The 24,254-nt window shown below is 38.7% G+C and carries 18 protein-coding genes; 11 read left to right on the forward strand and 7 right to left on the reverse strand.

Features of this window, described 5'->3' with window-relative positions:
* Window positions 1-85: 85 nt before the first annotated feature.
* Complete coding sequence (locus tag VB797_RS13650) at window positions 86-2,200, reverse strand: TIGR00300 family protein (RefSeq protein WP_323238231.1); 2,115 nt, start codon at window positions 2,198-2,200, stop codon at window positions 86-88.
* A 314-nt stretch (window positions 2,201-2,514) separates the two neighbouring features.
* On the opposite strand from VB797_RS13650, the gene VB797_RS13655 reads away from it, so the two are divergent.
* The 4 genes from VB797_RS13655 (at window position 2,515) to VB797_RS13670 (ending at window position 5,960) form a co-directional block, all read left to right on the forward strand.
* Window positions 2,515-3,030: a GAF domain-containing protein gene (locus tag VB797_RS13655; protein WP_323238232.1), complete on the forward strand. Its 516-nt coding sequence runs from the start codon at window positions 2,515-2,517 to the stop codon at window positions 3,028-3,030.
* A 632-nt stretch (window positions 3,031-3,662) separates the two neighbouring features.
* Window positions 3,663-4,571, forward strand: a complete 909-nt coding sequence (locus VB797_RS13660) for a ribonuclease D (protein ID WP_323238233.1) — start codon at window positions 3,663-3,665, stop codon at window positions 4,569-4,571.
* A 211-nt stretch (window positions 4,572-4,782) separates the two neighbouring features.
* Window positions 4,783-5,613 carry a tetratricopeptide repeat protein gene (locus VB797_RS13665; protein ID WP_323238234.1) on the forward strand — a complete coding sequence of 277 codons (831 nt, stop codon included), beginning with the start codon at window positions 4,783-4,785 and terminating at the stop codon, window positions 5,611-5,613.
* Window positions 5,614-5,768: 155 nt separating this feature from the next.
* Window positions 5,769-5,960, forward strand: coding sequence for a hypothetical protein (locus tag VB797_RS13670; protein ID WP_323238235.1), 192 nt, complete (start codon window positions 5,769-5,771; stop codon window positions 5,958-5,960).
* Window positions 5,961-6,084: 124 nt separating this feature from the next.
* On the opposite strand, the gene VB797_RS13675 is transcribed toward VB797_RS13670, so the two are convergent.
* Window positions 6,085-7,941, reverse strand: a complete 1,857-nt coding sequence (locus VB797_RS13675; RefSeq protein ID WP_323238236.1) for a WD40 repeat domain-containing serine/threonine-protein kinase — start codon at window positions 7,939-7,941, stop codon at window positions 6,085-6,087.
* A 203-nt stretch (window positions 7,942-8,144) separates the two neighbouring features.
* On the opposite strand from VB797_RS13675, the gene VB797_RS13680 reads away from it, so the two are divergent.
* The 3 genes from VB797_RS13680 to VB797_RS13690 all read left to right on the forward strand — a co-directional run bounded on the left by VB797_RS13680 (window position 8,145) and on the right by VB797_RS13690 (window position 10,643).
* Window positions 8,145-8,615, forward strand: a complete 471-nt coding sequence (locus VB797_RS13680) for a YbjN domain-containing protein (protein WP_323238237.1) — start codon at window positions 8,145-8,147, stop codon at window positions 8,613-8,615.
* 142 nt (window positions 8,616-8,757) lie between these two features.
* A complete protein-coding gene (locus VB797_RS13685) occupies window positions 8,758-9,435 on the forward strand; it encodes a biotin/lipoate A/B protein ligase family protein (protein WP_416350867.1) in 678 nt (225 codons plus the stop codon).
* Window positions 9,436-9,437: 2 nt separating this feature from the next.
* A complete protein-coding gene (locus tag VB797_RS13690) occupies window positions 9,438-10,643 on the forward strand; it encodes an alpha/beta hydrolase (protein ID WP_323238238.1) in 1,206 nt (401 codons plus the stop codon).
* Here VB797_RS13690 and VB797_RS13695 read toward each other — a convergent pair.
* Together VB797_RS13695 and VB797_RS13700 are read right to left on the reverse strand one after the other, a co-directional pair.
* Window positions 10,640-11,251 carry an HD domain-containing protein gene (locus tag VB797_RS13695; protein ID WP_323238239.1) on the reverse strand — a complete coding sequence of 204 codons (612 nt, stop codon included), beginning with the start codon at window positions 11,249-11,251 and terminating at the stop codon, window positions 10,640-10,642. The two genes, VB797_RS13690 and VB797_RS13695, sit on opposite strands and share 4 nt — an antisense overlap.
* A gap of 167 nt (window positions 11,252-11,418) precedes the next feature.
* Complete coding sequence (locus VB797_RS13700; RefSeq protein WP_323238265.1) at window positions 11,419-12,336, reverse strand: histone deacetylase; 918 nt, start codon at window positions 12,334-12,336, stop codon at window positions 11,419-11,421.
* A 181-nt stretch (window positions 12,337-12,517) separates the two neighbouring features.
* Between VB797_RS13700 and VB797_RS13705 the strand changes: the two genes are divergently transcribed.
* The gene (locus VB797_RS13705) at window positions 12,518-13,555 is read left to right on the forward strand and encodes a mechanosensitive ion channel family protein (protein ID WP_323238266.1); all 1,038 of its coding nucleotides are present in this window, start codon (window positions 12,518-12,520) and stop codon (window positions 13,553-13,555) included.
* Between the two features lie 63 nt (window positions 13,556-13,618).
* On the opposite strand, the gene VB797_RS13710 is transcribed toward VB797_RS13705, so the two are convergent.
* Window positions 13,619-15,700, reverse strand: a complete 2,082-nt coding sequence (locus tag VB797_RS13710; RefSeq protein ID WP_416350866.1) for an S-layer homology domain-containing protein — start codon at window positions 15,698-15,700, stop codon at window positions 13,619-13,621.
* 1,000 nt (window positions 15,701-16,700) lie between these two features.
* On the opposite strand from VB797_RS13710, the gene VB797_RS13715 reads away from it, so the two are divergent.
* Window positions 16,701-17,009: a hypothetical protein gene (locus VB797_RS13715; protein ID WP_323238241.1), complete on the forward strand. Its 309-nt coding sequence runs from the start codon at window positions 16,701-16,703 to the stop codon at window positions 17,007-17,009.
* A 171-nt stretch (window positions 17,010-17,180) separates the two neighbouring features.
* On the opposite strand, the gene VB797_RS13720 is transcribed toward VB797_RS13715, so the two are convergent.
* Window positions 17,181-18,542, reverse strand: coding sequence for an alkaline phosphatase (locus VB797_RS13720; RefSeq protein ID WP_416350868.1), 1,362 nt, complete (start codon window positions 18,540-18,542; stop codon window positions 17,181-17,183).
* 513 nt (window positions 18,543-19,055) lie between these two features.
* Between VB797_RS13720 and VB797_RS13725 the strand changes: the two genes are divergently transcribed.
* Window positions 19,056-20,849, forward strand: a complete 1,794-nt coding sequence (locus tag VB797_RS13725) for a S8 family peptidase (RefSeq protein ID WP_323238243.1) — start codon at window positions 19,056-19,058, stop codon at window positions 20,847-20,849.
* A gap of 74 nt (window positions 20,850-20,923) precedes the next feature.
* Window positions 20,924-21,253, forward strand: a complete 330-nt coding sequence (locus tag VB797_RS13730; RefSeq protein WP_323238244.1) for a hypothetical protein — start codon at window positions 20,924-20,926, stop codon at window positions 21,251-21,253.
* 266 nt (window positions 21,254-21,519) lie between these two features.
* Here VB797_RS13730 and VB797_RS13735 read toward each other — a convergent pair whose 3' ends face one another.
* The gene (locus tag VB797_RS13735; protein WP_323238245.1) at window positions 21,520-24,036 is read right to left on the reverse strand and encodes a DUF4114 domain-containing protein; all 2,517 of its coding nucleotides are present in this window, start codon (window positions 24,034-24,036) and stop codon (window positions 21,520-21,522) included.
* Window positions 24,037-24,254: the final 218 nt, after the last annotated feature.

The raw sequence follows: 24,254 nt of genomic DNA on the forward strand, positions 1-24,254 counted from the left end.
CTCACGAGTAATTATATAAATAATTTTGCGTTAGTATTTATCTATAATTCGGGAGACTTCGCAATTGCGAAGTCTCTACATTTAATTAACCAACTTCAGCGGTATAGGGACTTGTCAATTTATCCAATTGCTGTACTAACAAACTGAGGAATAATCCGACATCTGTAACTACACCAACTGATTCTACGGAACCGCGATCGCTCAATTTTGTGACCACTGCTGGGTTAATATCGACACACACCATTTTTACTCCGGCAGGTGTCATGTTCCCTACTCCGATGGAATGTAGCATGGTTGATAGCATTAATATCATATCTGCTCCCTTCAGTAATTCCGCGTACTCTTGCTGTGCTTTAATTAAATCCATTTGAGTGTCGGGTAAAGGTCCGTCATCTCGGATTGAACCGGCAAGAGCGAAAGGTATGTGATTTCTCACGCATTCGTACATCACACCTTTTTTGATCATTCCTGCCTGTACGGCTTTGGCAATGCTACCGTGACGACGAACCCAGTTGATGGCTTTGAGGTGGTGCCGATGTCCTCCGCGTACCGAAATACCCCGCTTCATGTCTACGCCCAAAGAAGTCCCCATCATTGATTGCTCGATGTCGTGAACTGCGATCGCGTTTCCACCCAATAACGCCTGTACGTAACCTTCCCGTATCAGTTGCGACAAGTGTTGTCCGCCGCCAGTATGTATGACTACAGGCCCAGCAGTGACAACAACTTTACCTCCGGCATCACGAATTTTACGTAGTTCCCAGGCGACTTGTTCTACAATCAACTCTACGCGGCGTTCGCTGGAAACTCCCGCAGACATAAAGCTGAATTCCTCGGTGTTGCGTTTTTCTCGCGATTCTGGGTTGCGGATGGTGCGGATACCTTGTACATCTACAATTACTTGTTCCCCTGCTTCTAAATCGCGCAATATTTTACACTGTGCTACCGTTCCTTGGTTCGTTTCGGTAATTGCGATCGCACCATCCATACGCTGCGAAAGTACTTTCACCCATTTACCGTTAATCCGCACTTCGGTAGGATAAATGGTACTAACGTAGAAGTCATCCGGTGCGACTCCGTTTTGAATTACGGGCTGAAGTTTCGCGTCTCGCTCGTCTTCTGGTAAGTTCATTGCCCCCAAATCAATTAGATGGGATACAATGCTTTCCATTACTTCATGGGAAGGTGCGGAAACTTTCACTTCAGCAGCAGAGGTACTTTGACGCTGCTCTCCCAAAAGGAAATTCATGACTTTGAAACTACCGCCATTGTCTATAATTAAATCTAAGGCGCGGTTGATTAAGCCGGAATCGAGTAAGTGTCCTTCCATGCGGACAACTTGACTTTCTACGTAAGTGTTGGCGTGTACTTCTTCTCTTACAGGTTCGTTTACCCGCAAAGTTAAACATTTAGCCGCACCCCCGGCTTTGAGAAATTCGGTAAGTGGGGTTTCGATGACTTCAAAACCAACTTTTGCCAAACGTTTTTTCAGTTCATCGGAAGCTTTGTTCATCACCACAACGTTGTCCACATTCACCGTATTACAGGCGAAATTCACCGCGTCGGCTTCTTCTATAGCAATGCGTTTTTCCGGTGCAACTCGCATTTCGATCAAGCGGTTGGAATAGGAGTCAAAAGCACCGGGGTAATAAAGTAAATAGCCATTTGCTAAAGGACAAAAGCAGGTATCGAGATGATAAAAGCGATCGTCAGTTAATCGTAAGGATAATACCTCAATATCCAACCATTTCGCCAGAAAAGGGTGAGAATCCAATTCCGAACGAAAACCATAACCAGCCCACAACCAGCGTCCTTCTCGATCCAAAAGTGCATCACCCGCACCTTCAAAAGGTAAATCTTTAGGTAATTCGTAAACCGTAAAGCCATTTTCTTCAAACCATGCTTTGAAATAAGGCTCTTCTTTCTGACGCTCTTTATGTAAAAAGCGACTCAATACCACATTTTCACCTAAAACTAAACCAGCATTAGCGGTGAAAACCATATCGGGAACACCTTGATGGGGTTTGACTAAATCAACGATCGCGTGTTCCTTAAGTACGTGATGTAGTTTTTGCCATTGCTGCAAGGCTCGTTCTTGAGATGACTTATGAATATTCCCTTCCATCCAGGGATTAATTACATAGTCTACATCGTAATATTCCGGAGCGCACATCAAAAAGCGGATTTGAGAAGTCGTCATAGTAAGTAAATTCGGAGGGGTCAACTTGTTTATTTTATTACTCTAAGCGAACGGAAGTGGAGAAAGAGGATTGGGGGACAAGGGGATGGGGGGATGGGGGGATGGGGGGATGGGGGGACGAGGAGAATGAGTTAGAAATTATTTCAAATAAATATTTAAGCTTTGACCTTTGACCTCTAACCTTTAACCTCTAACCTAATTGATTAGATATTCTTCTAATTTTAAAAGAGTATTATTTAAAAACGAACTTAGCGAAGTACTTGGTACTATACCATCAAGGAAGATAACCATTACTCAACTTAAATATTAAAACGGTGGCACAAAATTATAACGCAAGTTTTGACAGTGGTCTAGAAAGGGTACTTAATCGTTTAAAAACAACAATAGTACGAGATAATTTAATTATAGAAACTACAAGCCGTCTACGAGAAACGCTTGATGTAGATAGAGTCGTTTTGTATTATTTTTATTCTCAGTGGGATGGACAAGTAACTTTTGAATGTTTGAGTTCTCAGGAGCTATCTATTCTTGGTTCTACTGGTCCTAATGAGTGTTTTAATGATGAGTACGCTGCTTTATATTTAGACGGAAGAATACGGGCAATTTCAGATATTGAATCAGAACCGATTGCTGATTGTCACCGCGACTTTTTACGTAATTTAGACGTTCGCGCTAATTTAGTTGTACCTATTTTAACTGAGAACGGTTTATGGGGTTTGCTGATAGCTCATCATTGCCAAGCACCTCGTTTATGGACTCCATCAGATATTAAAATGATGCAGGCTGAAGCGAAAAATTTATCGAAGGCTGATTCTATTCGTAATTCTTAGGTAATAGGGAATAGGGAATGGGGAATAGGGGATAAGTAATGGGGAATAGGTAATGGAAAATAATATTTAGATGTAAGCTGTCGCGCATTTAATTTGTATTTTTATAGCAAGATGCTGTCCTTCACTGCGGGAACATCTAACGGTGAACGGACATACTTCGTGAACCTGAGCGCACTACAATAGTATTGCGTTTTTATTTTATAGTATTAAACTGCACATTAGCTTATCAACATTAAGGCGATCGCAATCCTCAGCTATAGAATGCATACTACCAATATTTTATTGTGTGTTGACACTAATTATAAAAAAGAAATTATATTTTATTAATATTGCTTGTTCTCACCGTTTTTTCTTCTCTATTCCCTACTCCCTACTCCCTACTCCCTATTCCCTATTCCCTATTACCTATTCCCTATTCCCTATTCCCTATTCCCTACTCCCTACTCCCTACTCCCTACTCCCTATTCCCTATTACCAATTCCCAATTCCCTATTCCAATTAAAAATTTAAAATGATACTAATTATTAAGAGCGAACAGATACGGCACTACAAATAAGTTACAGACAAAATGTTACCTTAAGAAGTTGTAACTTAGTTAGTTTTACTCAATTTTTCTTAGGGAATATTACTCAATGCCTTATCTTAAATCGGCTAATGAAATTCGTTCTTTTGTTGCTAAGTATACTAAAACAAAAATTTGGCTAGATACAGAAGTTGCTGACTATGACACTCGCAATCCTAGACTATCACTGATTCAAGTTTTGGATGACTGTACAGATTTAACTGGGGAAAGTGTTTATATTTTGGATGTACTCGAACAACAAGAAGTTGTTGATGAGTTCATAGAAAAAATTATGATAAATTCTTCAATAGAAAAAGTGTTTCATAATGCTAAGTATGATTTAAGATTTTTAGGTAAAAAGAATGCTAAAAATGTCACCTGCACCTTAGAAATGGCAAAAAGAATTCCCTACTATATTCTACCTTTACCTAACTACAAATTAAAGACTTTGGCTACAGAACTTTGTCATTTTAAAAATATTGATAAACAGCAACAAACCAGCGATTGGGGAATTAGACCTTTAAGTGACGAACAAATTGAATATGCTTATTTGGACTGCATTATTCTTGCTCAAGTGCATTTGCGCTTGTTAGACATTACTCAAAAATTACACTTTAATGCAGAAACGGAAGATTTAAGTTTACTTAGCGCAAAATATATCGAGCTAGAACATCAATGGCAACTTGTAAAATCCGAGTTTGAACATTTGCAAGAACGAGTTAAGCAAGCAATGCTGGCTCAACAATTATCTGAGATCGACAATTTTAAACTTAATAGTTCCGAACGCACAACAACTAAAGTGCCATTTTCTGAACTGGTACGCTTAGTAGAAACTCAAAATGTAGACTTAGATTTTGATATTACCCTAACTAAAGATATTCAAAAAAAATTGGGGGACAATATCGAGCAACTTGCTGTAGACATCTCAACAACCAGCAGTTTAAGATTGATTTCCAAGCAAGCAGAAAGTGAAGAATAAATAACAAGTACATACGTTAGGCTTACATTATGACAGACTGAAGACTTGTTTTTTAAACTAAAATCAGTTTGGTAAAATGCAAACACATTCGCCACAAAATCCGTGCAAAAATAGTCAATATAGCCAATTGGAGTGATGATTATTCAAAGTTAAGAAAAATGAATTTTTTAAATATTAATGCCATTGTGGGTGTCTTGATAAAAAGTGACTTATGAAACAGTTGTTCGAGCAAGATTTGAGAGTTTCCAAAAAATTTGGTTTAGCCTTATTAAGTGGATTTATCGCAACTGTAACTGTTTCTTGCAGCAACGATAAAGACTTATTAGTGACAGAAATAGGAGTGAGTCCTGCCACAAGTCCGGTTGCTAATCCATCAACTGCTAAGCAATTTTACGCCCAGGGGCAGTATAAACATATTCAGGGTGATACACAAGGCGCGATCGCAGCTTACACAAAAGCTATCAGTCTTGATTCCGATTATGTAGAAGCTTACAACGGTAGGGGTTTAGTCCAGTTTGACACGGGGGACAGACAAGGTGCGATCGCCGATTACAATGAAGCCCTGCGCGTCAGTCCCGACAACGCTCAAGCGTATAATAATCGTGGAAACGCTCGTGCTGCTCAAGGGGATATAAACGGTGCAATTACCGATTACGACCGAGCAATTAGTTTAGATTCTAATTATGCCGAAGCTTACAATAATCGGGGAAATGCTCGTGCCGCAGAAGCAAATAGAAACGAGGCAATAGCAGATTATACTGAAGCAATACGTATAAATTCAAACTATGCTGTGGCTTATAATAATCGGGGAAATGCTCGCGCTGCTCAAGGAGATAAAGAAGGTGCGATCGCAGATTATAATGAAGCAATTCGCCTCAATCCGAACTTTGGTGCTGCTTATAATAATCGGGGAAATGCTCGTGCAGAAAAAGATAAAGATGGTGCTTTAGCCGACCTACAGCGAGCAGCAGAGATTTTTCAAGAACAAAATAACCAGCAGCTATACAAGCAGGTTATGGAAAATGTCAAGGAAATTCAGTAATCAGTTAACAGTTATCAGTGAGCAGTTATTAGGGAAATTGATAATTGTTCATTGATAATTGATACAAAGTATAGAAAAAACTTGATAATTGATTACCCTGGGATATATAACAAGTCTGTAATTGCAAAACCCTGCCATTTTCACTTCTCAATACCATGACTCAAACTACCGTTCATCTAGTTGTTGGCATTGAAAATTTAACATTGTTGGTTTTTCACACTGAAGTAACGGAATGGCAATTTAGAATCATAAGTTCTGGTGGAGAAGTGTTTGGTGAAAGGAAATTATACTATACTCCTGAAGCAGCGGAAAAAGCAGCGCGTGAGTGGCTTTCTTGGGGAGATTAAGATAATTCGTAATTCGTAATTCGTAATTATGTTTTGTAACAAGGATTTTACCGCGACACAAAACATACCGCTTATAGAAGCTAGGAACTTTAATTGCCAAATTGGGTTAAAAGTATATTAAAGTTTATTCGCATCGCCAAACTTTAATAGTTTTATCATTGCTACCGCTAAATAAAGTTTGTCCATCAGGGCTAAAAACAAGAGAATTAACTTGAGATAAATGTCCGGTTAAAGTACATATTTCCTGATTTGTATTCATGTCCCATAGCTTGATATCCTTGCCATAACTACTACTAGCAAGAATCTTTCCATTAGGACTAAAAGTAACGCATCTAACCCAGTTACCATGACCTTTAAAAGTATAAATTTCTTGTCCGGTAGTTACTTCCCAAAGCTTAATAGTATAGTCGTCGCTAGCTGTTGCAATAATTTGTCCATCGGGGCTAAAAGCAACAGAGTTAATCGCAGCAAACACACTACTAGTATGATTGCAGAATTTAAGTTTTTGACCCGTACTTAAGTTCCAAAGTATGGCTGTTTTGTCATTACTACCGCTAGCGATAATTTGCCCATTAGAACTTATAGCAACACTGCGAACCCAACTATTGTGACCTTTAAGAGTACGAATGTTTTTTCCTGTATTTACATCCCATAGTTTTACTGTTTTATCACCCCCAGCACTAACAATTATTTGACCGTCTGGAGTAAAACTTAAGCAATTAACACCAGTAAACCAACCTGTATGTCCTGTTAATGTGCGGATTTTTTTACCAGAACTGACATCCCAAAGGTGGATATTGTTTGCAGAATCACCGCTGGCAAGAATTAGATCATTAGGGCTAAAAGCAACAGCATAAAAATTATTTTCATTATTGATAGTCTGAATTAATTTAGTAGTGCAAATTTGTTTACCTTTATTTATTTTCCAAAGTTTTATTGTACAGTCATGGCTAGCACTAGCAAGTAACTTTCCATCTGAGCTAATAGCAAGAGAATCAATAATATCAGTATGAGCAATACAATTATAAACACATTGCCAAGAGGAATAATTTGATGGTTTAACTTTTATAGTATTTTGCGTTTTATCTGGACTTATATAAATTGAAGAATGATTAATCTCTTTTAATACTTCACTTCCTGATTGATAGCGGCGACTGGTTGCATTATCAATTAGTTTATCTAAAATATTACTTAATTTATCGCTTACAGAATTATCAACTAAATACTGTCTCCACACCCAGGTATTTTCAGAAAAATCAAATAAATCAAAGGGCGAAATTCCTGTTAATAAATAAATGCAGGTTGTTCCTAAACTATATAAATCGCTGCTATAAATAGCTTTACCTCTAGTTTGTTCGGGTGCGACAAATTCAGGAGTTCCGATACTAGTTCCCGTTCGTAACATTGCGGTTCCCGTAACAACTTTAGCAGCGCCAAAATCTACTAAGAATAACTTTCTATCTCGGCTACTAATAATATTTTCTGGCTTAATATCTCGATGAATCACTTCGGAGCTATGGACGTATTCCAGCACGGGTAATAAACTATTTAGCAATTCCCAAATTTGTGATTCATTAAAATTGCCTTGCTCTAGTAATATTTCTGCTAAATTTTGACCATTAATATATTCTTGTACTAAATATTGACTTTTTTCTTGAGTTAGGTAAGCCAATAATTCGGGAATTTGGTTGTGTTTTCCTAATTCATCTAACCTTTGGGCTTCTTGCTCAAATAATTCAGCAGCTTTTTGACTATTATTAGTACCTTGCGCTTGAGGAAGAAACTGTTTGATGACGCAAGGAGGTTTTGAGGGTTTGTCTTCATCTACAGCTAACAAGGTTCTACCAAAGCCACCTTGTCCAATTGGTTTTATTCCCCGATAACGTTCTTTTAACAGTAATTTAGTACCACAAGTCAGGCAAAACTTAGCATCCCGATAATTTTGAGGTTTCTGACAATGGGGATTTAGACAATAGCTCATAGTGGGAATATATATAAACTACATTCAGTATTCCCAGAGTTAACGTATTATTAACGCGAAAAGTGATGGGGAAAAGAGGTGCAGAAGCTAATAGTTAAGAATATAGAACTTTAAATGGTTCACCGTTCACTGCTCACTGTTTGCGAATTATAGGTATAAAGTAGGTGGGGAATATTTATTTATCATCTTGAGGCACAATTTGTATGACATCTTACCAAACCGATTCGGAAAACAGCGATATGGATGATTCGATGACAGAAACAACCATCAACCATTTAGAGGTGATTGAAAACGTTATCGATACGCTGGAAGAAAACGATAGCGCAATGGTTAGTCACCAGAATGACGGTACTTATCTATGGAAGTTTAAGTACGGTAGCGTGGAGGTGTTTGTCCAATTAACGGGGACAAGCGACGAAGATACAATTACAATTTGGTCTTCGGTTTTGAAGTTACCTGCTAAAGATGAAGCTACGATGATGCGCTCTCTTTTGCAGATGAACTGTTCCGCTACTCTAGAAGCACGTTTCGGTATTATAGACAACCAAGTTGTAGTGATATCGATGCGTACTTTGGAAGATTTATCTGCTGCGGAAGTTTCTCGTTTAATTACGATCGTCGCGACGATCGCAGATGAGAATGACGAAGATTTACAGTCTAAGTTTGGCGCTTAACAGTCAACAGCTATCAGCGACCACTAAGAATTTGGTGCGTTAGGATGAAATCCGTAACGCACCCTACAAAACTATTAACTAAATTTTGATTTCCCAAATTTGGCGATTAATTCCGTTTTTAGAAGCGGATGGTAAATTACAAATGGCGATCGATCAATGGTTGCTAAAGCAGCATCAATCGGGATATCCGCCAACTTTGCGTTTTTATACTTGGAAGCCCACCGCAATTTCTCTTGGTTATCATCAGCGTAAGTATTCGCAAGATTGGCAAAATTTGATTTGGAAAGGTGAGCAAATAGACCTAGTACGCCGTCCTACGGGTGGACGTGCGGTGTTACATCACGGCGATTTAACTTACGCTGTGGTGGCTTCCGGGCTTTCTGGAAGTCGGATTGAAGTGTATAAAATCATATGCGAATTTTTGATTCAAGGATGGCATAATTTAGGTGTTGAGCTACATTACGGTATTGCTGGAAGGGGTTATATTAACAATCCTAATTGCTTCGGTACAGCCACAGGTGCGGATTTGGTAACTGTTGATGGTCATAAGTTGATTGGTAGCGCTCAGTTGAGACGTGGTGATGCAATTTTGCAGCATGGTTCGATGCGTTTGAAACCGGATAAGGAGTTATTTAAAAAGGTTTTCGGTGAAGATTTATTCGATGGAGTTAGATTAGAGAAAGATTTAGAAATTGAAAGAATAATTACTGTTTTAGTTGATGCTGCTAGAGATTGTTTTGGAGTGGAGTTTGAGCAAAAAGCTTTGAGCGAGGATGAATGGGAAGAGATTCTTGGTATTATTAAATCGCAATATGATTGATTATGTCATCTAATAAACTATTTTTATCGCTTGGACAAGTTCTGATATTAATTATCAGTTTTATAAGCCTTTTCTTAACTTCCTGGCTGATAATTCCCGCACCAACTTTCTTTTTATTAAAATTCGGAGTTGTAGCACCGGAAATTTGCCCTTGGTTATTCCTATCAAATATTATTACATTGGGATTAGCTTTATTATTTATCTACTCACCTCAACTAAAACGAATAATCTGCATTTTTAGTTTGATGGGATTGCTGGTTTGCAGTTGGGAACTAGTAAGGATTATCCCAACTCAAATGCAAATGAATACGGCAATGAATCAAGCATTAGGTGCAGATTATCAACAAAAAATTCCAGTTGAAGTAAAAGCCAAAATGCGGAAGCAGCCGTTTATTTTAACTGATATATTTCGAGGAATTAACTTACAAGAAACCCGTCATCTAACTAATATTAACTTTGCAACTCCCGCAGGTGTACCATTAAACATGGAAGTTTATCAACCATCAAAAGTTGGTAAATATCCGGCAATTGTATTTATTTACGGTGGAGCTTGGCAAAATGGGAATTCATCCGTAAATCCTGAGTTTAATCGATACATGGCGGCTCGTGGATATACAGTATTTGCGATCGATTACCGTCATGCACCACAATACAAGTTTCCCGCTCAACTAGATGATGTGCGTTTTGCCTTGAATTTTATTCGCGATCGCGCTACCGAATATGAAGCAGATACCGACAAAATGGTATTATTTGGACGTTCTGCTGGCGCTCATCTGGCAATGTTAGCAGCTTACGAACCCGATGCACCACCAATCCGTGCTGTCGTAAATTATTACGGCCCGGTAAACCTAACTCAAGGATATAACGAACCACCAAATCCCGATCCAATTAATTCCCGTGCTGTTTTACAAGCGTTTTTGGGGGGTTCACCTCAACAGTTCCCCATACTTTATCAAACTGCTTCACCGATTAATTACGTCAAGCCTAATTTGCCACCAACTTTGTTAATTTATGGAAGTCGCGATCATGTGGTAGAAGCTCGATTTGGCAGACAAATGTACAATAAGTTGCGAGATCAAAACACTGCGGTTTTCTTAGAAATTCCTTGGGCAGAACATTCTTTTGATGCTATTTTTAATGGTGTTAGTAATCAGTTAGCCCTTTATTATACTGAGAGATTTATTGCTTGGGCGTTGGTTAACAGTTAACAGTTATCAGTTCCACAAGAGTTTTTCAAATAGCCTTTATCAATACAATTGTCAATTTCTGCTAATATAAAATCCCAAAGTTCCGGCGTACCTTCTTCTACAGGTGCCATTCTTTTCATAACTTGACTGCGATTAATATTATGTATTTTCCAAGTTCCGCCTTCGGTTTGTTGATTGTGCAAAAACGGCTGTATTCTATCCAAAGCAGCAGCAAATTTAGCTGTGGGTGTAACTCTGGCTTCAAATTCATCCCAAAGTAATCGTAATTCTTTTCCCTGTTCTTCGGGTAATAATCCAAAAATTCGAGTTGCTGCTTCTAATTCTCTTGCTGCTTTACTTTCATATCCCTGTACGTCATAACAAAAAGTATCTCCAGCATCAATTTCTACCAAATCGTGAATTAATGACATTTTCATAGCGCGAAATAGATCGGTTCCTTCTGGTGCATATTCCGCTAAAATCATCGTCATCATTGCTAAATGCCAAGAATGTTCGCCGCTATTTTCTCTACGGGAACCATCTGTTAATAATGTTTGACGCAAGACATTTTTTAACTTGTCAATTTCGATAATAAATTGTAATTGTTGTTCGAGTCGATTCAATTGCATTTTAAATAAAATAAACCACTTAAACTACATTCTCGAATTTTATATTTAAAAACGTCTCATGTTCCCGAATTTATTCATGAAATAAATCTAAAATCCAAAATCTAAAACTTGTGCTGAGCAGTTCGACGTAGCTCACTGTAAGACTTGCCGAAGTATCCAAAATTAATTTACAACCCAAACTGGCGATAAACCTCACTAGCAGCCCGATGTAACAAAGAATGCCGCCACACCAAAGATTTCATATCATCTGCATAACCGCCCCCGATGACGCAAGCAACGGGATAACCAGCCGCTACACAAGTACTCAATACCTGCATTTCCCGGCGATAAATCCCCGTGTCGGTTAAAGCGAGTTTGCCTAATTTATCATTTATATGAGTATCAACACCAGCATCGTATAATACTAAATCTGGTTTTACATTTGCGAGTAAATCCGGTAAATATTTCGCTAAAGTTTGTAAATATGCGTCGTCTTCCATTCCTGCGGGTAAAGGTACATCTAAATCGCTTTGTTGTTTGGTACCGGGAAAATTAACTTCACAGTGCATTGAGAAAGTAAAAACGCTGTCGTCATCTTGGAATATAAAAGCCGTACCGTCACCTTGATGCACGTCTAAATCGACAATGAGAATTTTTTGAGCCAGATTAAGTTTTTGGATCGTGCGAGTTGCGATCGCTAAATCGTTAAATATACAAAAACCTGAACCGTAACTGGGGAAAGCGTGATGGGTTCCTCCTGCGGTATTGCAAGCTAAACCATGAGTAAGCGCCATTTTTGCCGCCATGATTGTACCACCTACCGCCGTACAGGTACGATTTACTAGTTGCGGACTCCAAGGTAAACCGATACGTCGCTGTGCTTTTGCATCCAGGGTTCCTTGTAGGTAAGCTTGTACAAAATCGGGTGTATGAACTAACTCGATGGTTTCTTTATTAGGACGTTCTGGTGTGTGAAATTGCTGTAAATCCGCGACTCCATCGGATAAAAGTAACTCGTAAAGCAAGCGAAATTTTGGCATCGGGAAACGATGTGCTTCAGGTAGTGGAGTAACGTAATCGGGGTGGTAAATTATTGGTAAAGACATATGAAAGTTAGGAGTTAGGAGTGATGAGTTAAGAGTTTTAAATTCATTATTCATAATTCTTTGTTTCCACTTCCCAATTCCCTATGCCCAATTTTATTATTGAAACAATTAATAAATTGAATACTCAATGTAACGAGATTATGGTAATGTAATCCGAAACATCAAATCCAAAATTATCATGATGATGCAATGGATTAGACCGCTTTTATTTATTTTAGTTGGTTTATTTGCGGGAATAATTGCGGAAAAAATTATTTTTAATAAGCTCGGAAATATTATTACCAAAAAGGGTATACCGGGAAGCGAAATAATATTCGGTTCTTTGCGACGTATTCCTTTCACCTGGTTTGTGCTTGCTGGTTTTTTCGGAGCAATTTTGAGTTACTCGCTTACAGAAGATGTTACCACTGCTCTGCAAAAAATTGTTATTGCAATATTTCTGTTTACAATTACTTTAGTATTAGCACGTCTTGCGGCTGGTTTTATCAATCTATTTATTCAAAGAACCGAAGGAGTTCCTGCTTCTTTAATTTCAAATCTTATTAAGTCTATCATTTTTCTTTTGGGAGCGTTAATTATATTCCAAACTATAGGAATTGAAATTACGCCGATTATTACAACATTAGGTATTACTGGTTTAGCAGTTGGTTTAGCGCTGCAAGATACTTTAGCAAACTTATTTTCTGGTTTCTATTTACTTCTTTCCAAACAAGTTAAAACCGGAGATTATATAAAATTAGAAAGCGGTCAAGAAGGTTATATTACAGATATAACTTGGCGGAATATTAATATAGAAGAACTTGCTAAAAATATTATTATCGTTCCTAATTCTAAATTAGCTTCAGCAAACTTTACTAATTATCATTTACCAGCCAAACAGCTTACATTAACGATGAATGTCGGTGTCAGTTACGATAGTGATTTGGAACAAGTAGAACGAGTTACCGTAGAAGTTGCTAAAGAAGTTATGCAAGAAATTGCACTCGATTTAGTAGCAAACGAACCGTTTATCAGATTTCATACTTTTAATGATTTTAGTATCGATTTTACGCTTTATATGCGAGTCGGTGAATATTTTGAGCAAAGAATCGGCAAACATCTATTTATTAAGAAACTGCATAAACGTTACAAGCAAGAAGGAATATCAATTCCATTTCCAATTAGAGATATTTATATGAAAGAAAGCATAAATCTAAATGAAATCATGGATCAAAATTAATGTAGAGACGTAGCATTGCTACGTCTAGATTTTTTCGGTTATGTAACTAATTTGCGATCGCGATTATTTCCCACCCGGAGTGCGTCCACCTTCATCATTACTACCACCATGAGGACGGGAGTTTCCGGGGTCGCAACCTTCAGCACCGTTACCAATTCCTTGGTTACAATTCTGTTTAGGTTTTTTATTCCGACTGACGTTAACGTTGTCGTTTTCTTCCATTTCGGCAACCTGTTCCAATTCCGTAGCTTCTTGGCTTTGTCCGACAGCGTAATCTGATGATATATCTGCTACCTCGCCAGTACTGACTAAAGCTTTATATAGCAAAGCGCTGACTTCGGCTCTTGTTGCTACTTTATCGGCGTTCAGCGTTGCCACATCTGGATAGTTAACCACAACCCCTTTTTGGGTTAGAGCCGCGATCGCACTCCGCACATCGCTGCGAATCATTGTTGCATCGGTATAAGCAGTGAGAATATTTTCTGTGGAACCACTGACGTTGTAATTTAGTCCCCGTGCAAAAGCCAGCAAGACTTCTAGACGGGAAAGGGCTTTAGTAGGGTTGAACTGACTGCCGGAAGCACCTAAAAAGCCCATTTCGTAAGCTTTACTGATAGCGCTGGCTGCCCAGTAACGATTGGATACATCGGTAAATTTAATCGATTTGCGAGTTTTTACCTTTTCAAAAGCTTGATTAATCATCGCTGCAAATTGGGCGCGGTTCACTTGTTCGTCCGGACGGAAAGTACCGTCGGGGAATCCTTCAATAATTTCTAAGGCTGCTAATTCTGCAATAAAATCTTTTGCCCAGTGACTTGTCGATACGTCAGAAAATTTTACCTGAATATTGCGGGATACACCGACCTCTCGATAAGCCATCATTTGCTGGCTGACATCAAACATGGAATCATTATCGCTAACTTCGGTAATTCCGACCAAACTACCGGGAGCAGCTTTTAAAGCATCAGCTGAGTCGGAACTAAAAACACTCATGGAGCGGCTAACAACAGCGTATTCACCTTGAGTAAACGATCCGGGATACAGCAAGGTTGTTGCAGTCGAGATACCTTGGACTTGAAACTGACTAACGTTAATGTTATTGCTACTTTTAAGGAAACTGACGCGCTCGTTGCTAACTTGAGTAAAGTAGCTGTAAGTTTTGGAACTTGTATCAATCTGACCATCAAAGTCCGAATCGATACCGTAAACGGTGCGAACGATTTGAGATTGAGTCGGATTGCTTGACAAAATCAGATTAACTACAGTATTGGCTGATAAATATTCAAATTCGCTGTAGCCGAGAAAGCGATTTTGGGTATCGTAGAGACGGACAACCATTCTGTCCCCAGCTTTTAATCCCTTCACAAATTTAGCTTTCTGCTTTTGCTTAATTTTATATTTGTAGTCGCCTAAAAATCTTTCTTTGTAAAAACCTTTCTTACCACCTTTAGTTTTCACGGAAACACGAGTAATTACTTCCGACAAATTACCCGCAGGTTGATAAATTGCGATCGCCATTCCCGACTTGCTTTTGATTGCAGTCTGACTGCGTGCTGCGATATTAGTAGTCATAGCCTGAGTACTACTGGTATTTGCAGAAAGTACTTGAGAGCGACGTACCTGCACGGTTTCACGACGACTGACTCGACTCATGACTGTTTGTCGCTTCATCATCATAGCGCTGTAAGTTTGAGTCGATTCTTCATCCAACTTGGCTATTTTTCCCGATTTATCGGTGCGATAAACCCACATTTGGCTGTCGCTAGCAACCACGACTATATAACCGGGAACCAAAGCTTTACTACAGTTTCCTTTCAAACCCAAACAACCATCTACCCAAGTTGTCTTTTCCGCTCTCAACAAACGCAAAGCCGAATATTCTACTTGTGTCCGCTCAGAAATATCCTTGAAAACAGAGGCTTCCACAGTTTCGGGTAACTTCACTTTCAGTTTTTTCTTATCGTCGTCATCATCATCATAATCATCCGCTAATAAAAGTTCTTGCGGCAAACTTTCTACCGTTCCTTCGGTATTATCTAAGCCTGTAGCCGCTTGCGCGGAAGATATCGGCGAAATTAACGCTAAATATGCTGCTGCTAAACAAAAATTACTAAATAATCCTAAATAATTAAATTTCACACACATCACCTCAAAACAACTACAAAGATAAATCTTTCGACATCCTTATCAATCTATTTATCCCGTAGAACGGGTGAAACTAACACGAATGAGAGTCTTTAATAAAACTTTATGTTTATGTATTAATACTTATTTGCGATATTATCATAACTATCCGGATGGTGCGTGATATTAGCGACAAGACTTGTCAACAGCCTTTTAACGGGTTTTATCCCAGCCCGTCCGGGAATGCAATTCCTGGGCTAATATCATAAGTCCTCTGAAGAGGACTAAAATTTCACCCTTCATAATTAATGCAATAGGCTACTAGTAGTCTGATTTATCAGACTTTGACTTCTCGCGAGGGGAATTTATTCCAAGACGGTTATTGCAACTGGTGCAAGATTTGAGCTAACTTCAACCGCTGATTTATCCCTAATTATATAATTTTAAAATGTACCTGAAGCCCTTTAATTCAAAGGGTTTCGTTTTTTTATCAAACAACCAGGAACATAGCTTGATAATCAAGTGTTTTTCACTTTCGTAAAGTCAAGACTAACGAACACATTTTTACTTAAAACTATAATTTAAAATTTACTTACTTTTAAATGTAGTAATTACGCAATCCAATCGGTATTATTTTCCTAAATTTTAGTAGGGTTGTTTGTGCAGTCAATACAGGAATACGCCAATTAGCTTACAAAATCTGAATGAGAAAAGTAATATTAAACTCCCAGTAAAGAAAATAAGATGTAATTTTATGAGGTTAAATACCAATAAAGTTGTATGATAATTAACACTGATGTTCAAGTTACTTTTCAAGACAAATATTTAATTGTAACATAGACATATTGTTTTTTCACCGTAAAAACTAGTACAAATAGTAAAAGCTAACTGCTATTGCTAGCCAAAATTTAGGTATATAAAGACGATTCCTCCTTCTGCCAATATTCGGGTCAGAGCGAGGAATTATCCTCATATGTCTAAATCTCTACTCAACTCAAAAAGGTTACGGATTATGATGAGGATGACTCACAAATTAGCATTCACAACTGCTTGTCTAGCGATATTTTTTACTGTAGTTGTAAAACCCGCGAGTGCTACCGACAATAGTTTATCAGGGCAATTGATAGCACAGTCTTTCAATGAAGAAACATTTGTTAAAGAAACTCCACAAACGCCCGATTCTAGTAAAAAAGCTGACTTACCTGATTCTCAAGCAAAAACTTCCAATGATTCTTTCTTAACTTCATTTCTATGGGGATTAGGAGGATATTTGGTTGGTAGTCTTGTCGGAACAAACAAGACTTATACCAAAATGAACAAAGGTCGTTAAGCCAGCATTAATTTATCTTGACGATAATGTCTCTAAACCCAAACAGTGTGCTTCTCTTCAAATAGCTTGGCTTGAATTGTAGATAAGTGATTCCCTATAACTATTTAGTGGTGGACAATTATTATTCGTTTGTCCACCATTAATTAAGGTCAAAGAATTTTAGATTTTAGATTACCCTACGGGAAGACGCTTCCGCGTCAATAGATTTTGGATTGAAGGAATTGATCGTTGTTTTCTCCCTACCGAGAAAGGTATTTCTTTACCAAATAACGTTAAATACATCAAACGATAAATATCTGTATTGTCTACAGTATTCGGTAACTTCTCTGCATTTAATCCATGTGCTTTGGTGACAATCGAACCAGTAAAATCATTAGAACCAGACCACGCGATCGCAAAGGGATAATTTTTCCCTTGTTTATCTGGTCCAGAAACAAAAGGTAATGTACCCGTTCCGTCTTTACCGTCCCATGATGCGCCGTTTTCACCTTTTTCTGGTAAAGGTTGATCTAAGGGAAAATCTTTAGTGGTAGATCCAATAACTTCCAAACCACCTGCATCACTATCAGCGGCGGTAACTAATAAAGTGTTAGGATTTTTATCGATAAATTCCATTGCTACACCAACTGCATCATCGGCACGTTTTACTGCTTCTATGCAGCCTCTAGCGTTGTTGTAATTACAAAAATTATCGCTACCTTCTTCTTCTAAAACAATAAAAAAACCATCAGCTTGCGATACAATTTTTAAAGTCGCTTGTAACATTTGCGAAACTGTCGGCGCATCTGAAACATACAGCGGTAAATTTTTCTTTTTTAAATCTTCTTCGGATTCGTCGTTATAAGTATCTGTTGCAGCGAATATTCCCAATACTTTTTTAGTGTCTGCGGGTAAATTTAAAAGTTCGTCGCGAGTGTAAACTACGGTATAACCCTTTTTTTTCGCTTCTTCAATCAAATTTAATCCGTCTTCCCGTTGACTTTCTTCAGCTTTAGCATATCTTCCGGCTGTTCCTTTAGGCAAATAAAATATTTCACCACCACCTAAAATTATATCAACACCAGAGTTAACTATTTGCTTGGTAATTTCTGTAAATTCCTGACGAGTTTTGGTTTTAGCGATGAAAGCACCAGTTCCGGGTTCGGGTATGATTCCGGAATTGATAATTGCCGTAGCTTTACCAGCAGCTACAGCTTCTTCCATAATTGTTTGTGGTTTACCTGAAGCTGCTACTATCGGCTGTCCGCTTTCATCCAATCCAAAAGAATCTGCGTTTACTTTAACTCCTGTCGCGTGAATTACCGCACCTCCATTAGAAGTTGCGGTAAGCTGGTTTTTCAAATGTCCTAAATAAACACCCAAATTTGACATTTTATCCCAATTTAGCCTACCATCTGGTCCGTAATTCAGCATCCGCGCTGCACCCCAATGAGATGCACTCGTACCATCTGGATGAATGAAGATTACATTTCCGCTTTGATTTGCAGCAGTTTTAGTTGATGTCGAAGTGTTACATCCAGCTAAAGCGAGCATTGCTAAGACTGTTAGACCAATTATTTTTCTGTTAATTTGCAACACGGTTTTTTCTAGATATATATATTGATTTCTGATTGAATTATGACTTTTATGATGTTAAGCCTGCGCTAGATATATCAATGTGTTAGGGTTTTGTAAATATCTTTTTAGGAAGTTTTTGGCTGTTATGTTCGCTAAATTACATTTTGATTGAATCAGAAACCGCACTAAAACTTGATCGGAAATTGAAAATCGGATGCTGTTGGCACAAAGCAATTAGTAATAATAATTAGGTAACATGACTCTTTTATTCTATCGAAAATATTCTCTAACAAAATAAAAATACGTGTATTTTGAGCTACTATTAAATAAAGTAATCTCAGGGTTATTACTGCTGATATTTGATTTAAATAAATTATCCCCATAGGTTTTACTCCCACAAATTAAAACATCGTAAAAAAAGCATAATTTGCAGATAAATACTGATAGGAAGCTAGATTTTAAATTTTACGATCCAAAAGAAGGTGATTGATGCGATTTGAATGGACAAACATTTTTGCAGATATTGACCCAAGATTGCAACGACTTATACAACGCCGTCGCCGTGGACTATCTACTCCGCTTACAGCTTCAACGGAGGTGGGAGAAATTGCGGTCATTGCCAAGGTCAACGATATTCAAGCATGGCGATCGCTCAGCGAAGTCCGAGAAGGTACAGAGATTATAAATACGGCTTCGGGAGACGTAATTGTTACTGCAAGAGTTCCTGTATCGCGGTTGCAGTTTGTGCGTACTTCCCATTGCGTTGTCAGTTTACAAGCATCGCAAGCTTTACAATTAACCGTTGATAATTTTGATTTTGAAGAAGTATTGACTACTCCTAATTTTGTACAATTAGATTCTACGATCCAAGGACGGGATGTAGTTGTAGGAGTTATTGATGTCGGTTGCGATTTTGTTCACAAGAATTTTCGTCACCCAGATGGTTCTACGAGAATACTCGCTCTATGGGATCAAGATGGTTGCTCGGAACCTGATAGTCCTTTCGGTTATGGAAAAGTTTATCGTAGCGCGGAAATTAACCAAGCTTTGCAGGCAAACGATCCTTATTTAGCTTTGGGTTATTCTCCCGGAAAACTCGCACATGGAACCCATGTCATGGATATTGCTACGGGGAACGGAAACGGTACGGGAAATCCGGGTATTGCTCCTGAAGCTGATATCGTATTCGTTCACTTTTCTAATGGTGCTGTAGAAGCAGTTTTGGCTAATGGTGGTTCGGCTGTAGATAATTCTTTAGGTGATACTACTGAACTTGTAGAAGCGGTGGATTTTATTTTTGGCATTGCCGATGAACGTCCTTGTGCAATTAATATCAGCTTGGCTTTACATGGTGGACCGCACGATGGTACGGCTTTGGTGGAACAAAGTATCAATGCTTTAGTCAGCGATCGGCCGAATCGAGCAGTAGTTATTGCAGCAGGAAATTCTTACGACAGGGGAATTCATGCTTCGGGAACAGTACCGCAAGATGGTTTCACCGATTTACATTGGGATATTCCGCGAGGACACAGGCAGTATAAAGCAATGGAGCTTTGGTACAGTGGCGCGGATAAATTTCTTTTAGACATTATTCCTCCCGATGGCGAAACTTTGGTAAGTCTGCGATTAGGAGAAAATGGCGAAATCGTAGACGAAGACGATAACACCGTAATTTATTTATCTCACCGTTTTTGCGACCCTAACAACGGCGATAATATGATTGGTGTTTTTATGGAATCCAAGCTTCCGGGAGGAGTTTGGACTTTACGACTGCATGGAGTGGAAGTCAGTAACGGTAATTTTCACGCTTGGATAGAACGGGAAGATGGTTCTCAAACCAGCTTTATTCCTCCTCATGATAATACCCATACTGTTAACTCCATCGGCTGCGGGCAGAATATCATTATGGTTGGTTCTTATGACCCGACAAAACCCAACCAACCTATTTCATATTTTTCCAGTTCCGGTCCAACTCGTGATGGACGACAAAAACCCGATTTTATCGCTCCCGGACAAAATATATGGGCTGCATCATCGCTTACCGAAACTAAGTCTTCCCGAAAAACCGGCACAAGTATGTCTTCACCTGTTGTCACCGGAATCGTAGCCCTGATGTTAAGTGAAGCTCGCGATCGCAATATTACCTTGGATATCAACCAAATTCACCAAATATTGCGGCAAAGCGCCCAGAATAATCCTCCTCAAGACCCTTCTCAAAAAGCTCGCTACGGCTACGGTCCGATTAATATTCAAGCTGCTATTTCCGCCGTTAGAGCGATGTGATACGATAAAGCGATATAATATAATGCTCATTACTCGAATTAAGAAATCGGGTCGTTAGCAAGGAATAATTATTTATGCTTTACATCGCAGGAAGACCAGTGCATATCAGAAAAAGCACGTTGCACGGCTGCCATAAAAAAGAACATGGTTCCGAAATGGCACGATACGCTGAACGCGACCAAAATACCACATCGCAACAACCAGATGGCGACGATCTTTTCGGAGTAACTATAAAAGTTGCAGAACCAGGGTATGTACCCGCAGGTGTGAAGTTAAGAGGTCATATTTCAGCTAATTTGCTTACAGCAACTGTGACTCCAGAAGATATGGAAAATTTAGAAACGGACTCTAGGGTAATTTCAATTAGTGCGCCGAGAAAACTACACTCAGCTCGAAATCAATGATTTTAACGATCATTTTAGCTGATTTTACCCACATACATTTAAAATAAAAAGTTTTTACAAGTAGTTGACAATATAGCCATTGTATGATTGTGCAATTATTATAGCGTGATTTAATAAAAATTTGTGAGGTTCTCAATTTGAGCAAACGCGATTAATCAATAGTCGCGTTTTGTTAATTTTAGAAAGATTAAAGCAAGAATTAAAAAACCCAGTTTAAGGAAACCGGGTCGATCGCACTACAAAAGTTCAAATTATTGCTACGCTAATTACGCGCTCTTCACATTCACGTTGAAAGTTAAATCATCAAAACTTTGATCTCCACCATCATACAAATATTCAAGACCCAAGCTGTTACCTGAAGATTTGAGGTGTTGTTGTCCATCTGGATTAGCATTTCCAAAAACAAAGTAAGCATTTAATCCATTTGGATTTTGGTTGTTAGTTGGGTTTTGATCGAGAAATTCTTCTGCGGTACCGTTTGCGATCGCGTATGCTGCTAAGAATATTCCTCCATCAACTTCTACACTTAAGCTACCATCATCTTTACCGAACTCTAGTTGAGTCATACGTTGATTGAGTGCTGCTGTTTCATATCCTTTTTCTCCGGGTCGAATAGGCTGATTCGTAACTGTATCAACCACGGTACCGTCCAAGTCTAAAACTTGATAGAAACCTCCAGAATTGTTATAGGATGCGGTACTGTTAATATCTTCTAGAGTCAACAAAACTTTTTCGTCAGTTTTACCATCTCCATCAAAATCGACGTTGCGAAGATTTACTATTCCATTGATGGTAGGTTCAGATGGTTCAGAAGCTAAATTATTCTCAATTGGTATGGGGGTTGATTGAGGAGTCGGATTATTGACTGAAGATGCTTCTACGTTAATGGGAGAGAATTCAATATAATCAAAGCGAGCAAATTCACCTTGGTTGCTAGTTGCTTCGATTTTGAAGGTGTCCCCAGACTTTAGCTGCACTGACTCTACGGCAATACGACTAGTTTTAGCAGCAGGTTTTGCCCAGCTATCAGGTAAATCTTGGTCAAACACAAAGCTCGCGGTCTTTTCTCCAACAGTGACTGTGGCTTTAGACTGACCGTCGTTTTCGTCATAGTAACCGACTTTAACTTGATAAGTTCCTGTTTCACCTTCAAATTGACCTGTAGCAGAGCCTTGATTCTGACCTGCTCCTTTTAGAGAGATATGCTTTCCACCACTAGCACCAGAGTCTTTTACAGTCTCAACTTGATAACCATTTAGAGTAAGTTCTTCTGCTTCATAACGTAGAGGGTCATTCTTCAGTGTAGGGATTGGCTCAGATTCGAGTCCTGTATCTACAGGTAATTCACCTGGATTACTACCAAAATCACCGGCATTTTGAGGAACGGGAGCTAACTGTAAATTAGTAACAAGCTTTGCTCCAGCGATCGAAGTATCGGCACCCTTTATATTTTGAACGACATTCCCACCTCCATCGGTTACTTTGAAATTTACTGTACGCTCCGATTCACCATTAAATTGTGGAGATCTATTTCCTGCAAACTTGGACTTGCTGATGGTTAGATTTTTCCCTTGGGTTTCCCCAGCAATCCAGATATTTCCTGCTTGGCGATCGGCGTAGTTATTGACAAATGTGCTGTTGGTAATGGTCGATTTAGCTTGCGTTTTATAATTCAGGGCAATTGCTCCTCCTATTTGCCCATTTTTATTAGAATTCGTAACGCGGTTGCCAGAAAAAGTCGAATCTTCAATGGTGACTCCACCTTTAACATCTGTCCATAGACCTCCTCCTTGGGACGGTGATGTGTTATTAGCAATTGTGGAATTACGAATAATTAATGAGGCAGGATTTGCTTCATCTCGATACGACTGAACAGCTAAACCACCTCCTTTGTTGGCTTTATTATTCGCTATTTTGCTGTTTTCAATTACAATCTTGTCCTTTGAATATCCGCTGAGGAAAAAGGCTCCACCATAATCTCCACCACCAACGTTATCTTCAGCGATAACGTTACGAATCAGAGTCGTCCCTCCGAGATTATCGGGTTTCTCAGTTCCATTCGCTCCATCAGTGAAAATGGCTCCGCTTCCACCTACACCCTGATTTTTTCTGAATACCGAATCCTCAACTTTGAGTCCAGTTAACAAGGTGTAAACAGCGCCATAGGTACCTTTATTATTGGTGAAAGTACTGTTACTAATGTTTAAAAAAGCATTTCCCCCGACATTGCGTTCACCATTACTATTAACAACTGTTGCTCCTTGTCCACCTCCATAGGTCGAGATTGCACCGGCACTAAAACCGTCTTTAGCTACCGAGCCGTCATTTCCATCAAAAACACTGTCCTTGATTGTGGCACTCGCACCGTAGCCGACAAAGATTGCACCACTTCGTTCCCCCACATTCTTAATAAAGCGGGAATTCTCTACCACCAAGGTATTAGAGTCAGCTAGTTCGATCGCTCCACCTCGCAAGGTCTTATTCGGATCGCTATCAACCGCTCTACCGTTAGCAAAAGTAAGGTTCCGCAGTACCACATCTGAATAGTTATAGCTAACTTTTAGAATCCGCGTCTTATTCTCACCGCTGATAGTTAAATTAGATGCATCAGCCCCATCGATAGTTAGAGTTTTATCAATGACGAGCTGTTCTTTTAATCGAATAGTTTTGTTAGCAAGGGCTGAATCGAAGCGAATAGTATCCCTAGAATTTGCGTTTAAGATAGCTTCTCTAAAGGTTCCTTTTCCACTATCCGCAATGCTGGTGACTCTAATAATTGCCATATTTCCCAATGTTAAATTACATCAACTGGTAGAATACACTGGTAAATATAACTACAAGATAACCATTTGAATGCTAACAATCTTTTTTCAAATTTGCAAACTTTATTCGTATAAATAAAATATTAATCTAATAAGTAAAATTACTCGTTATAGCAAAAAATAACTACTGAAAGTAGATTAATTTATAGTACTGTTTGTAATTCAACACACAATTTTTG

It is taken from the genome of Rivularia sp. UHCC 0363, assembly GCF_034931125.1.
GTDB lineage: Bacteria > Cyanobacteriota > Cyanobacteriia > Cyanobacteriales > Nostocaceae > Rivularia.

What these genes read in the sequence shown, in the direction of transcription:
- VB797_RS13650 (WP_323238231.1), bottom strand. Translation starts at nt 2,200, where the DNA reads ATGACGACTTCTCAAATCCGCTTTTTGATGTGCGCTCCGGAATATTAC.
- VB797_RS13660 (WP_323238233.1), top strand. Translation starts at nt 3,663, where the DNA reads ATGCCTTATCTTAAATCGGCTAATGAAATTCGTTCTTTTGTTGCTAAG.
- VB797_RS13720 (WP_416350868.1), bottom strand. Translation starts at nt 18,542, where the DNA reads ATGCTCGCTTTAGCTGGATGTAACACTTCGACATCAACTAAAACTGCT.
- VB797_RS13730 (WP_323238244.1), top strand. Translation starts at nt 20,924, where the DNA reads ATGCTTTACATCGCAGGAAGACCAGTGCATATCAGAAAAAGCACGTTG.
- VB797_RS13695 (WP_323238239.1), bottom strand. Translation starts at nt 11,251, where the DNA reads ATGCAATTGAATCGACTCGAACAACAATTACAATTTATTATCGAAATT.
- VB797_RS13725 (WP_323238243.1), top strand. Translation starts at nt 19,056, where the DNA reads ATGCGATTTGAATGGACAAACATTTTTGCAGATATTGACCCAAGATTG.
- VB797_RS13700 (WP_323238265.1), bottom strand. Translation starts at nt 12,336, where the DNA reads ATGTCTTTACCAATAATTTACCACCCCGATTACGTTACTCCACTACCT.
- VB797_RS13675 (WP_323238236.1), bottom strand. Translation starts at nt 7,941, where the DNA reads ATGAGCTATTGTCTAAATCCCCATTGTCAGAAACCTCAAAATTATCGG.
- VB797_RS13665 (WP_323238234.1), top strand. Translation starts at nt 4,783, where the DNA reads ATGAAACAGTTGTTCGAGCAAGATTTGAGAGTTTCCAAAAAATTTGGT.
- VB797_RS13680 (WP_323238237.1), top strand. Translation starts at nt 8,145, where the DNA reads ATGACATCTTACCAAACCGATTCGGAAAACAGCGATATGGATGATTCG.
- VB797_RS13690 (WP_323238238.1), top strand. Translation starts at nt 9,438, where the DNA reads ATGTCATCTAATAAACTATTTTTATCGCTTGGACAAGTTCTGATATTA.
- VB797_RS13710 (WP_416350866.1), bottom strand. Translation starts at nt 15,700, where the DNA reads ATGTGTGTGAAATTTAATTATTTAGGATTATTTAGTAATTTTTGTTTA.
- VB797_RS13715 (WP_323238241.1), top strand. Translation starts at nt 16,701, where the DNA reads ATGACTCACAAATTAGCATTCACAACTGCTTGTCTAGCGATATTTTTT.
- VB797_RS13670 (WP_323238235.1), top strand. Translation starts at nt 5,769, where the DNA reads ATGACTCAAACTACCGTTCATCTAGTTGTTGGCATTGAAAATTTAACA.
- VB797_RS13685 (WP_416350867.1), top strand. Translation starts at nt 8,758, where the DNA reads ATGGCGATCGATCAATGGTTGCTAAAGCAGCATCAATCGGGATATCCG.
- VB797_RS13735 (WP_323238245.1), bottom strand. Translation starts at nt 24,036, where the DNA reads ATGGCAATTATTAGAGTCACCAGCATTGCGGATAGTGGAAAAGGAACC.
- VB797_RS13705 (WP_323238266.1), top strand. Translation starts at nt 12,518, where the DNA reads ATGATGCAATGGATTAGACCGCTTTTATTTATTTTAGTTGGTTTATTT.